The organism is Agathobacter sp. LCP21S3_B2 (assembly GCF_052118705.1).
In the GTDB taxonomy this organism is placed as follows: domain Bacteria; phylum Bacillota; class Clostridia; order Lachnospirales; family Lachnospiraceae; genus Roseburia.
On record NZ_JBQKGQ010000001.1, the window covers coordinates 293931 to 306634 of the forward strand.

At 37.9% G+C, this 12704-nt stretch carries 11 protein-coding genes; all 11 read right to left on the bottom strand.

Features of this window, described 5'->3' with window-relative positions:
* Nucleotides 1-73: 73 nt before the first annotated feature.
* Complete coding sequence (locus tag ACTQ1L_RS01380; RefSeq protein ID WP_012742563.1) at nucleotides 74-1627, bottom strand: ABC-F family ATP-binding cassette domain-containing protein; 1554 nt, start codon at nucleotides 1625-1627, stop codon at nucleotides 74-76.
* A 74-nt stretch (nucleotides 1628-1701) separates the two neighbouring features.
* Nucleotides 1702-2751 (bottom strand): helix-turn-helix transcriptional regulator, encoded by a 1050-nt coding sequence (locus ACTQ1L_RS01385; RefSeq protein WP_441365172.1) that lies wholly within the window; start codon nucleotides 2749-2751, stop codon nucleotides 1702-1704.
* Nucleotides 2752-2828: 77 nt separating this feature from the next.
* Nucleotides 2829-3194: a fluoride efflux transporter CrcB gene (gene crcB / locus ACTQ1L_RS01390; RefSeq protein ID WP_441365173.1), complete on the bottom strand. Its 366-nt coding sequence runs from the start codon at nucleotides 3192-3194 to the stop codon at nucleotides 2829-2831.
* 12 nt (nucleotides 3195-3206) lie between these two features.
* Nucleotides 3207-3725, bottom strand: a complete 519-nt coding sequence (locus ACTQ1L_RS01395) for a nitroreductase (protein WP_441365174.1) — start codon at nucleotides 3723-3725, stop codon at nucleotides 3207-3209.
* Between the two features lie 278 nt (nucleotides 3726-4003).
* Nucleotides 4004-4210, bottom strand: a complete 207-nt coding sequence (locus ACTQ1L_RS01400) for a YdbC family protein (RefSeq protein WP_173843752.1) — start codon at nucleotides 4208-4210, stop codon at nucleotides 4004-4006.
* Between the two features lie 28 nt (nucleotides 4211-4238).
* Complete coding sequence (locus tag ACTQ1L_RS01405; RefSeq protein WP_441365175.1) at nucleotides 4239-7376, bottom strand: type III restriction-modification system endonuclease; 3138 nt, start codon at nucleotides 7374-7376, stop codon at nucleotides 4239-4241.
* Nucleotides 7373-8209 carry an abortive infection family protein gene (locus tag ACTQ1L_RS01410; protein WP_441365176.1) on the bottom strand — a complete coding sequence of 279 codons (837 nt, stop codon included), beginning with the start codon at nucleotides 8207-8209 and terminating at the stop codon, nucleotides 7373-7375. Before ACTQ1L_RS01410 ends, ACTQ1L_RS01405 begins: the two co-directional genes overlap by 4 nt.
* A gap of 1 nt (nucleotide 8210) precedes the next feature.
* On the bottom strand, nucleotides 8211-10196 hold the full coding sequence (locus tag ACTQ1L_RS01415; protein WP_441365177.1) for a site-specific DNA-methyltransferase: 1986 nt from the start codon (nucleotides 10194-10196) through the stop codon (nucleotides 8211-8213).
* Nucleotides 10168-11394: a hypothetical protein gene (locus ACTQ1L_RS01420; protein WP_441365178.1), complete on the bottom strand. Its 1227-nt coding sequence runs from the start codon at nucleotides 11392-11394 to the stop codon at nucleotides 10168-10170. Before ACTQ1L_RS01420 ends, ACTQ1L_RS01415 begins: the two co-directional genes overlap by 29 nt.
* Nucleotides 11395-11410: 16 nt before the next feature.
* Nucleotides 11411-12025 carry a DUF4391 domain-containing protein gene (locus ACTQ1L_RS01425; protein WP_441365179.1) on the bottom strand — a complete coding sequence of 205 codons (615 nt, stop codon included), beginning with the start codon at nucleotides 12023-12025 and terminating at the stop codon, nucleotides 11411-11413.
* An 11-nt stretch (nucleotides 12026-12036) separates the two neighbouring features.
* Nucleotides 12037-12594 carry a hypothetical protein gene (locus tag ACTQ1L_RS01430; RefSeq protein WP_441365180.1) on the bottom strand — a complete coding sequence of 186 codons (558 nt, stop codon included), beginning with the start codon at nucleotides 12592-12594 and terminating at the stop codon, nucleotides 12037-12039.
* Between the last annotated feature and the right edge of the window lie 110 nt (nucleotides 12595-12704).

Genomic DNA, 12704 nt, shown 5'->3' on the forward strand with positions numbered 1-12704 from the left:
CATGTTTAAAAATGATACTTGCATTGCCATATTAATTTCATTTATTATTTGTAAATATTCAGTTACTTTTATTTTATAATCTCGTAGTCCACTTTGAACAATCCCACACATCCGTCGCAAGCCCATCATAGAAATCCGGCTCATGGCATACCATCAGTATGCTGCCCTTATATTCCTTCAAGGCACGCTTCAGCTCATCCTTAGCATCCACATCCAGATGGTTGGTAGGCTCATCCAGAAGCAGAATATTTGTCTCTCTGTTTATCAGCTTGCACAGGCGTACCTTTGCCTGTTCACCACCGCTTAACACACGCACCTGGCTTTCAATATGCTTTGTGGTCAGGCCACACTTGGCAAGCGCGCTTCGCACCTCATACTGCGAAAATGCAGGAAACTCGTTCCATATCTCCTCAATGCATGTGGTTGTAACCGACTGATCCATCTCCTGCTCAAAATACCCTATCTCCAGATAATCTCCAAGTGTAACACTTCCTGAAAGCGGCTTTATCAGCCCAAGAATACTCTTAAGCAATGTCGTCTTTCCGATGCCGTTTGCACCGGTAAGAACAATCTTTTGTCCTCTTTCCATTTCAAGGTCGAGAGCAGATGAAAGCGGATCATCATAGCCAATGACCAGTCCATTTGTCTGGAAAATATACCGCCCCGGAGTACGCGCAGTCTTAAAGTTAAACTCCGGCTTTGGCTTTTCAGCAGCAAGCTCAATAACATCCATCTTGTCAAGCTTCTTCTGACGTGACATCGCCATATTCCTTGTAGCTACACGCGCCTTATTTCTCGCCACAAAATCCTTCAGCTCTTTAATCTCCTGCTGCTGTTTGTTGTACGCAGCCTCAAGCTGGGCTTTCTTCATCTCATAGACTTCCATAAATTTGTCATAATCACCGACATACCTGTCGAGCTTCTTGTTGTCCATGTGATAGATGAGATTTACCACGCTGTTCAGAAACGGTATGTCGTGAGAAATAAGAATAAACGCATTCTCATAATCATTAAGATATCGCTTAAGCCACTCAATATGCTCCACATCCAGATAGTTTGTAGGCTCATCCAAAAGCAGAATATCCGGCTTCTCTAAGAGGAGCTTTCCCATCAGCACTTTGGTTCTCTGACCACCGCTTAAATCGGTAACGTCTTTATCAAGCCCCAGGTCTAAAAGTCCAAGAGCCCTTGCAACCTCCTCAACCTTTGCATCAATCATATAGAAATCATGCATGGTAAGCATGTCCTGAATCGTGCCGGCTTCCTCCATCAGCTTATTCATCTCGTCCTCGTCCACATCGCCAAGACGCGCATATATGTCGTTCATCTCATTTTCCATATCATAAAGGAAATCAAATGCAGAGGAAAGAACGGAGCCGATAGTCATACCCTTTTCAAGCGCTGTGTGCTGGTCGAGATAACCCACACGCACCTTCTTTGCCCACTCTATTTTGCCCTCATCAGGCATAAGCCTGCCTGTGATAATATTCATAAAAGTCGATTTTCCCTCACCGTTTGCACCAACAAGCCCTATGTGCTCGCCCTTCAACAGTCTGAAGGAAACATCCTCAAAAATAGCACGGTCGCCAAAACCATGGCTTAGGTGCTCTACGTTTAAAATACTCATTTATACCTCCTTGACCCTTATCAGTACATGCTTCCCTAAAAGCAAATCTGATAAAAAAGTCATTTCTTCAAGATTTAGTCTGTATGCCCATATTGTTTTGCCAGTCTGTTAAGCTCATCATGAACCTCTTTCACCAGATTTTCCGGACCTATTATCTTAAAATTATCCCCCATTGCCATAATCCAATGAATAAAAAGCTTGTTATCAGCTACCTTCACAAAAACACGCGAATGAGCTTCATCCTTCTTTAAGATTGTCACATCAGTTCCAAACCTGTCAATCAGGACACCTATAGCGCTGTTTTTGCACAGTATCTCAGCCTTAATCTCTTCCCCATTGTACATACCAAACTTCGATTTGCCATAAGAAGCAATATCAAGTTTTTTGAGTTTCTCCCTTCCCTCACGGACTTTATTTTCAATCAGGATATTCTTCATCTTATCTACACGGTAATGACGAATCTCCTTTACCTGTGTATCATGGTCATATCCAATCAGATAGTAATTGCCATCATTCCACAGCAGTCCCCATGGACTGACATGATATCTGGCGCCGTCATGCTTCACCTCAAGCTCTTTTTTCGTATTCCACCGGCAATATTGAAAAGAAAGGCTTGAATTATTTGCAATTGCATTGTGTATGGCATCGACATTTTTCATGATGTCGCTATTCATGGTTTTCACTCTTCCGGCAACGTATACCTGACGCTGCAGAGTGGCAGCCTCCTGTCTGCTTGTAAGACTCTCCAGCTTCTTAATAAGCTCATTGGATTTCTCCTCAGTGATGAACTTGGCAGCCGCGACAGAATCCACTAAAAGCTTAAGCTCCGCCAGCTCAAATGCCCTGCCTATCACCTTATAATGGACAGTCCTGCCATACTGCGTCTTTTGGGTTTTGATACCAAAATCATTCAGCTGGGCTATATCGTCATACAGACTTTTTCTCGCAGCTGTGACATCGTATGCATGCAGCTTGTTTAAAATCTCATCAAGCGTAATGTCATGATTGGCATCCGTATTATTCAAAAGAATTTTCGCCAGATACAAAAGCTTTAGCTTTTGATTGCTCCTGGGTTCCTTAGATTGCTTCCCGGCAGTCAGCTCATTGTTTTCCGTTTCACTCATATACACTTATCTCCCCATCAATTTGTATTGTAACTATTCAGAAACACACGCACATTCGCAAAACCGCACGATACTCGTCACTTGATTATTGCAGCAATTTTTTCACCACACATCACACCGAGTATACATCCTAAACAGCTCAACAACACATATCCGCACCCAAGCAGGCAGTGATTATGTTCAAACAGATTATAGGATTCCAGCGAAAAAGTAGAAAACGTGGTAAAACCACCGCATACACCGGTTTTCCAAAACAAAACCATATTCTTGGATACTCCATCCCTTGCACTTGTGATTCCGACAATAAATCCAATCAGAATTGCACCGATTACATTGGTGATTAAAGTCAAAAAAGGAAATTCAGTTTTTAAAGGTATAAGGCTTATGGCATATCGGGCCATTGCACCTACGGCGCCACCCAGTGCTACAAATAAAAAATTCATGGTGGTTATCTCCTATATGTAAAATACGCGATTCTCTTTTCTCGGAATCACGTCAGGATAATCTCCATCGACATATCCAAGAGCACAATGTCCGATTCCCTCATACTCATCCTCAATACCGAGTGATTTGAGAAGCTCCTTGCCCCAGTCAGACTCAAACTCTTCCTTCGCGCGGTGAATCCAGCAACTTCCTACACCCAGATCATGTGCTGCAAGCATCAGGTTTCCCATCACAAGACTGCCATCATAGACATGTGTAGGCCAGTCCTTCTTTCCAAGAACGATAAGAATAACCGGCGCACCGTAAAATGGATCAGTATTACTTCCCATTATGTCGGCATTTCTCTTAGCGATTTCATCCCTTATTTCCTTGTTTGTCACCTGAATAATAATGGTGTTCTGTGCACCTCTGCCGTTTGCCGCAAAGGTTCCGGCCTCAATTATCCGATCAAGGATATCCTGCGGAATCATGTCCGGTTTGAATTTGCGAATACTTCTTCTGGTTTTCATTTCTTCTATTACTTTGCTCATGATTTTGGTCCTCCCATTAATTCAAAAATTTATAATCTCTCTGGCATCATAAAAAGCCGAACCGTCAGCGCCTATTGCAGCCTTTTGATTAATTTCAGTAGATATAATTGCATAATACATATTTGTTCACCCGTTTTAAGTATTATGCAGTAATTAAGCATAATTTGCAAGTATGCATAAATACTGCATATGTTATTATTAAGCATCTATATCGTATAATTGTCAAATCAGATTTTTTATCTCATTAAACACTTTTAAGTATCCGTTTGAAATGGTATTTACAACAATTCCTTTAACTTCGCCATCTCATTCTCAGACAACGTAACACCCTTTCCCATCTTCTCGTGTTCCGGTGCCCAGTCTCTGATATCATACTTTGGTTCTCCACCATTCCATGAAATCCTGTTCAGTTCTTTTGTCCATCCCTTGGCACTCTCTGAAAGAGTGCCAATATGTTCAACTATTTCATATTTAAAATCTGCCATAAATTCTCCTTCTACATTCATCAAATTGTTATTCACATACCTTTTTATCCAACGATGGGTCATTCATAATATTTAATAAACTCTGATAGCTATCAACATCGTGGTAAACCACCTTACTGTTAGACATTTCATTAAACAACTTTTTAGCACAAGAAATCTTCGCCTGCTCTATCGGTCTAAGATTAAGTGTTTCCATTGTACCTTTGGTTTCAGCTACAAAGAAAATGTGCTTAACAGTTCCCTCATAAAAAGCGATTGCCCAGTCAGGAGAATAATTGCCTACCGGAGTAGGAATTTGGAAGGTTCTTGGAAGTTTTGCATATACACATACTTCTGCTGCTGCATCCAAATCTTCAGCAAATTTTCTCTCAATACTCTTTTCTGCCGAACCATCCGTAAATACATAATCCTGAATGGCTTTCTTTGCAAGGAATGCCTTATCAAAACTCTGTGTATTCTTTTCGGCTGTGAATATTGTGCTATCGTATTCTCCTTCAATCGTATCATATGAAATATGTTCCACAATCATTGTCGCTTTCTGCTCATTGATAAGCCTGATAACCTTTGTAATAAATTCTTCCGGATTATTCTTGAACATATATAGCTTATCAGCTCTGATTCCCTGCAGGATTGCCGACACGGTTTTACGGGTAAGCGTCGTTCCCTCAGCCACTTTGCCGATAAGGTCATACTTAATCTGACTTGTTTCCGCGTGTTTCAGCGTTTGCGTCCTTGTCTTTTCTCCTGTAAATGAAGCTCCACGCTCGACCTCATACTCATTCATTTCTGCTTTTTGGCGACCAATGGTTGTTGTATACTGAAGTTCAGAAACAACAAGTTTTTCATCAATATGAGCGATTGCTTTCTTAATCAGTTCGTCACTATCGAACTCAACTGTGTAGGCATACTTGTGGTTAATTTCTCGCCATAACGCCTGAAATTCTTTCTTGGCAAAATTATCATTAAGCGGATTATCCTTAACTTTTGTTTCATGACCATCTGTAAACATATCCTGAAGAATACTATCATCATATACAGATTGAATAAGCGTATGGATACCCTCTGCCATTGGTTTAAGCTCATCCGGCAGTTCTGCGACAGTTCCACTCTTAATTTCCTGACGGTATTTATCCGTTACTTTACGCTTCATATCTACATAGCCATTCTGAATAAGATAAAATTCAATAGCATTTGCAGTTTCGTCATCTATAAGTGTAGGAACATCATCCACTTTAATATACTTGCCCTTAAAGTATTCACTTGTTGCAACAGTTGGTCTGTCATAAAGTACAGTCTTAATATCAGACTGTAAATCTGTAACAAATGTCTTGTAACTTTCACTTGCAACAACTGTCAACACGTTAATATCGTGTACTGTTTCTCCGCAGCTTTCAACATCCATTCGATTACCATTCTGATTCACACACAAACGGAGTCCACGCCCCACCTCTTGACGTTTTGCAGTATTACTATCGGAATGTTTAAGCGTACAAATCTGAAATACATTCGGATTATCCCAGCCTTCACGCAATGCCGAGTGGGAAAATATAAATCTTGTAGGCTCATCAAAAGAAAGCAATCTTTCCTTGCTCTTTAAAATCAAGTCATATGCCGAAATATCATCGGAGAACTCACTGCCACGCTTTACTTTACTGTCGATAGCGTGTCCTTTTTTATCAATACTGAAATAGCCTTTATGTACTTCGTTTACATCACTACAAGTTGATTTTAAGTATCTCTGGTACGGAGTATCAAGCAATGTTACATATTCATTAAGCACGTTAATATACTCCTGCTCAAACATCTTGCCGTATTCGCCAAGAACTTCATCTCCGTTTTCATCGTACTGACGATATTTTGCAACTTCATCAATAAAGAATAATGACAGGCATTTAATTCCCTTATCAAAGAGTTTTTCTTCTTTCTCAAAATGCGAAAGAATTGTTTCTCTTATCTGAATACGACGCATATCTTTTTCCGAAATATCGCCAACAATATCTCCTGTACTTATAACTTCTCCATTTGTAAAAGTTACTGTTCCACGAAGCGGGTCAATCTCTGAAATTGTATATCCCTTATACTGTTCCATCTCCTGTGAAACATAATATAAATCATCGCTCACGCCAAGAATACGGGGCTCACGGTTAATGGATTTATTGTACCTAATTTCAATTTCAATTTTTGCCATAGGCGGCTTTTTGCTTGAAAGCACAATCTGTTCAAGGTACAAATAACTGTCCGTACCTCTGAAATTCTTAACCTCAAACCCTTTCACTTCAATCTTCTTGACCAATTTCTTATTAAATGCGTCCAAAGCATCAAGAACATAAATAAGATTATGATGCTTTGCATGGGTAGCAGAATAATTAAGGCTAAAAAGCGGATTAAAGTTTTTCAATGCCTTTTGCGTTACTTCTCCTCCCATCTTCTGCGGTTCATCAAGAATAATAATCGGTCTATTCGCTTTGATTACATCAATCGGACGACGAGAACCAAATTCATCACGCTTCGAGTAAATAATACGTGCTTCTTTACTGCGTCCATCCTCTTTAAGAGAAGAAGCGAAAGCCTGCGTGTTGATAATCATTACATTGATACCTGAACTGCTTGAGAAGTTATCAAGCTGATTCAGATTTGAACTGTTATAAATGAAGAAACGCGCCTTTTTACCATAATGCTCCATAAAATGGTCGGCTGTAATCTCAAAAGATTTTTTTACACCCTCACGAATAGCAATACTCGGAACAATCACAATAAACTTGCTCCATCCATACTTTTTATTCAATTCAAACATCGTCTTGATATATACATATGTTTTACCGGTACCTGTTTCCATTTCAATATCAAGACTGCATCTTCCCATATCTTTTACAAGAGAATTTGAAAGCTTAATATTATTCTGACGCTGTAAAGCCTGAATGTTACTGAGAAGCTGTTCATCCGAAAGCTCCACCAGTTCATTCTTGTATCCGGTATCGTTTGCCGGGTCATACAATTGCATTTCTTCATCTGTAAATCCCAATGTCATCTGCATATCCTTGGACTTCATCTTGCCGAGGTCACGAATATAGCTGATTTTATCGTAAAAGCCCTGTCCATTAAAAACCTTTACAACTGCGTCAACAGCGTCCGTTTGATATTGTTGTATCTTAAAATTAAATTTCAATTTGTCAGACCTCCTTCGTAAGTGTCCCAAAGGAAAGTAACAAAAGTAATACTGCATCCCACTGCAAGTTTTGCGTGTCTTGTTTCCAGCCCTGTAAATGAAGCACTTTTACCATGTCCACTACCATACGGATTTCTGATTTCAGCAAGTTTTGTTGTTATTCCTCTCAAATTTCCAAGAACTGCTTTTATATTTTCTGAAACTGGGTCAGAGTCTGGAATATTTTTCGGAGTAAGATTAAGGCGTTTTAGAGTTTCACCCGTAAGTTTACTCATATCCCAGTTCTTATCCCAAGTCACACCTTTATTATCCAGAATTGTTTTACAACAACTTTCAATCAGTTCTTTTGCTTTTCCGATAGCATCTGTCGGATTTTCGTTTTGCATTCTCAGCATTAGTTCTATCTGCTTAGAAAGATACTCGCTCGAAAATTTTTCCTGTAACTCAGCAGCATTTGTTGCAAGAGGTGTTGTAACATTCAATACTCTGTCCATATATGCCCGACACTTTTTATACAAACGAGCGTACTCGGCATTATATCTGAAATATCCATATGTTTCCTCATCTGTTTCTTGCGTATATTCTTTTTCGTAATTTTCCTCATAGTAATCTAATAAATCTTTTAGTAGCTTAATAACATTTCCTTCGGAAGCTTCATTAACATATGCTGACAGTGACTTTCCTTTTGACATTTTATACTTATCACAAAGGGCAATTCCTATGCTTTCCATTGTAAAAACATCAAAGTCATTCGTACTAAAATCCAATACATAACCGCCTCGGTTAAAAAGCTTTAAAAACGTTCCCACTTCAATTTTTGTTAATGTTTCCACTTTACAGCACCTTCCTTACTGTGTCAGGGCTGTATGCAGCAAAAATCTGCTCGAAATTAGTTGCGACACTATCGTTTGCCATAGAGCTGTCACGCATAACAAAATAATATGGTTTCTGCTTTGCAATCTCTGTAATCACTTCTTCAGTTACGTTGCCATCAAAGCAAGCTATCAAATAATTATTCTCAACATTGAAAACTATCTTTCCGGCAATAGTAGTTTCTTCAATTTTGCTGGAAAGAAGCACACCTAAGTCCAGCATAACCTGAAATAGCAAATCTTCGGATGTTCTATCTTCTTTAATGTTATCTTCAAGACTTGTAAACAATGATGGCTCATACTCGGTAGGATTATAGTATACGTCTTTCATATTAGAGGTATCGCATTTCAGCACTCGGAACCCACCGTCGAATTTTGCTTCAGGATTTTCCTCTGCAATTTTCTTTGCAGCTCTGCGGATACGTTCTTTACCTATTTCACATATGTTCTTGTATCCTGCTTTATAGGCTTCACTTTTTTCATCTACTACTTCAGGCAGTTGTACCATAATGAACTTGCGGTGGCCACCGTCCTCTGCATTAAGCTGCATAACTGAATGAGCAGTAGTTGCAGAGCCTGAAAAAAAGTCGAGTACTTCACAATCTGATTTTGGGTACATTGACAAAACATATTTTATATAATCTATTGCCTTTGGAAAATCAAAGCCAAATTTCTGAGCCTTCATCCATTTTGTAGAAGATTGTGAATCAAAAAACAAGACTGACTTTGGCAATGATTTTTCATTATCGAACAAATAGTTTTTAAGCTGAGGCATAACAGTTTCTGTCTCTCCAAAAAGAATATAATCGTTGTCAATTAGCTTATTCATTTCGCTTTCTGAATATGCCCAACCTCGAGTACCCGTTTTACATGGCTTTTTAGTAACTGGATGAATCACATCATATCTTGCCTTACTTCCAGGAGCAGTTAAATCAGAGGCACGAAAAGGTCCTCGTTCATCAACATAGGTGTAATGGTCAAACTCATAATATTTTGGATATTTGACAAGAGACAGTAACTCTGAATGTATTTCATCCATCGTTTTTCCACTCTTAAGTAGTTGCTGTGTAATCTTTATGAAACTATCAGAGTTTGTTTTTGCTACAGCCCATCCAGTAGGTGTTGCATCCTTATTTTTTGCAACGCAAAGAAGGTATTCGTGAGTTATTGACACAAAGCGAGAGTTATTTTTAGCAGAATTAGATACAACAATAAAAGTGGCAATGATATTTGACATTCCAAAAACCTCTCCACAACACCTCATCAAATTATCAATTTCCTTATCATCAATACTTATCAATATAATACCATCATCTGACAATAAATCTTTTGCAAGTTTCAGTCTTGGATAAATCATGTTTAGCCAGTCTGTATGGAAACGCCCATTGCTTTCCGTATTTGTAAAAAGTCGATTTCCTTCATGATCAAATTGTCCACTACTTGCAAAATATTCTTCTATATCTTGGGCAAAATCATCCTCATACAAAAAATCGTTTCCTGTATTGTATGGAGGATCAATATAAATCATCTTGATCTTACCAAGATATGTTTCCTGAAGCAACTTTAATACTTCTAGGTTATCCCCCTCAATATAAAGGTTTTCTGTATTATCAAAATCCACACTACCACTACTACAATATGGTTTTCCCTCACTATCTGCTCCAGTTGGATTCATTTCATCATCTCGAACAGGACGCAGAGTCTTATTGATAGGAGCATTGGCAAGAAGAACAGATTTCTTCTTGTCAGGCCAAGTAAACTGATAACGTTCTTCATTTCCGTCAACAACTTTGCAAGAAATCTCCTGCATAAGTACGTCCTTATCAATAGCACGAACCACTTCGCCGTTTTCATCAATTGTTTCAGTAACAGCATTTGGAAACATTGCCGCTAACTTCTTAAAATTCTCATCAGCTTTATTAACTGTCTGCATTTTGAGCTTGTCCATTTTCTTTTTCCTCCAATTTTTCTAAAGGCTTCAATCTTAATAAAAAATCCGTAAACAAAATCGCATTTAATGCCATTTTCTTATTCGGATAAGTATTGTACCAACAATGTGCAATGCCATGACGTCCGGGAACATCTGGTTTAACTTCTTCAACTTTTCTGCAATCATAGAAAATAAATTCTTCACAAAAAGAGGCGAAGATTTTATCAAATTCATTTTCTTCTATCAACTTAGTTAAATTTTCACGAGTTTTTCTACTTACTCTGTAACTATTATCATTCACTTTTTCCTGAATGATTCCTTCCCACAATGTTGATAAAGCACTTACTGTCAAAGCATATTCTCTACGATGGTATGCTTGAACAGCTTGAACTAAAATCCTTATCATATAAGACGGTAATCCCATCTTTCTCCATCTACGTTTAAAGTTATCAATTTCATCCTTATCATAATAAGAGAAAATCAGTCTATCAATTCTCTTTATACGGTTCTTACTTGCTCTACTGGAATTCAATATTTCAAGCATTTCATGGACAATTCTAAAACTTGCAATCCACCCTGCATAAGGAAACCACTTGGCATCAAACATTGCTTTTAAGAATACATCATTGACTTCTCTGTAATCGTGGTCAAAACCTGCTGCCCGAATGTTTTCAAGTATACTCGTCAATGGAGAAAAATCTATCGTTTGTAACCACTTACCTAATCTAGAAGTAATGGATTGTATTTCCCTCATTGCGGAATTATTGACAAGAGTATTAAGACCCGAAATTAAATTTGCTGTTGCATTCATACCTAAATCATCCAATATCTTAATTGCTGGAATATCAAATTGATAATTATGTAGGGACGATTTGATTGCTAATTTTCCAATACTTTTAAAAGCATTATTATTTGCCGATGCAATAGCTGCATTTATTTTTGGGCTCATTTGTAATGCTCTTGACTTCATAACATTCATATTATCCTGAGCAATCCTCATCGCACTATTGTCAGTTATGTTTCTCATAGCATCTAAAGCTTGTGTAGATACCTCAAATTTCGGAATATTAACGCCTTCAACAAGCTGTTGCATCTTTTTCTCTTGTTCTAATATTGGAGAAAATTTTTCTTGCAATTTTTCACTTGTTTCGATGCTTTTTCGTAAAGCTTTTGGAATATTATCATTATTGTTGTTGTCTATCGTTAATCCCTCCAATTTTTAAAATTTTTATCTAATTTGCAGATAACATATCAAATTCCTTTTTCAAATTTCTAACCTTTGATACAAGCTCAAACTTCTTTTTAGGCTGCTTCTCTGCCCTTACCTGCTTTTCAAGTTTTGCAATCTCTTTTTCGAGCTTCTGCTTTTTTTCATTTATCTCTATCTGTTCATCAAGTGAATTTCCTTTTTCTATATTCACTCCGCCGACAGCAATAACGATATTCTCCCAGACAATATCGAGATTTAACCCTTTAAGTTCAACCTTTTGTTCTTCTGTCGGCATCCATGCTGTCTGCATTACCTTTGTATGGTAAATAGCAAGTCTGCTTTCATTCTCATATTCAAGAACAAATAAAATATTTTGCGGTATCAACTTAGAAAGTGTTGCTATCGTTTTTTCGTCATATTCTTTCCTTTTAAGAGAAACAAGCAAAACAAAAAAGCTTTTTACGTCCTCTCCGGAAGGAATATTGATCTTATTGGGAGCAATCTCATTTACTATCGTGATTCTTGAAATATCAGCATCAATTTTTTCTTTTGCAGCTGTATTCATTTGAAATTTTGTATAAATTGCTTTTTTCGGAAGTTGCTTACTTGTTTCCGTTAATTGTGGTAATCCCAGCATATCATTCTCCTTTATTTAACAATTAAAAAGCTAATAAGTTCAAAGTCATTCAAACCTTTTATCTCATTACTCAAAAAGCTAACCTGACTGCCACCTAAGAAATTGTCTATATCACTTTCATCTTTCAGTTCAATGATGGATGCAATGGCATCTCCAAGCAAATCCGAATATTTTCCCATTTTCCGACCATCATCTGTTTCATCATTGAATTGGGCACATAATTCTTTATCCGGTTCCTTTTTACCCTTACATAAAAGCCTAAATGAATCCAGCATTTCCTTTGGTGAAAGATGATCTATGATTACCTCTCCTTCTTCTGACATATATACCATATAGAACGGATGCAGCCTGTTTTGACTGTTGATATTTATCTCATTCTTTATATTTCTAAGCACATATATTACACCAGCCGGCAATTCTTCCGTTGCTTTTACCACAGCATTCATTCCATGCGGTGCCTTTTCAATCTCAGGATGTGTCTTAATATAATCAAGCAAGTCCAGTCTGAACTCATTCAACCCAAGATCCATAATTGATATTCCGGATGACATATCTTCAATATCTACCACTTCCTTCCTATTCTGTCAAGCCTAAAATGTAGATTTTTCAAGGCTTTGACGTATTTTTATTACCTCTAAAACAGAGCCGAGGGTGATGAATATCGTAGTATCGAGTACCG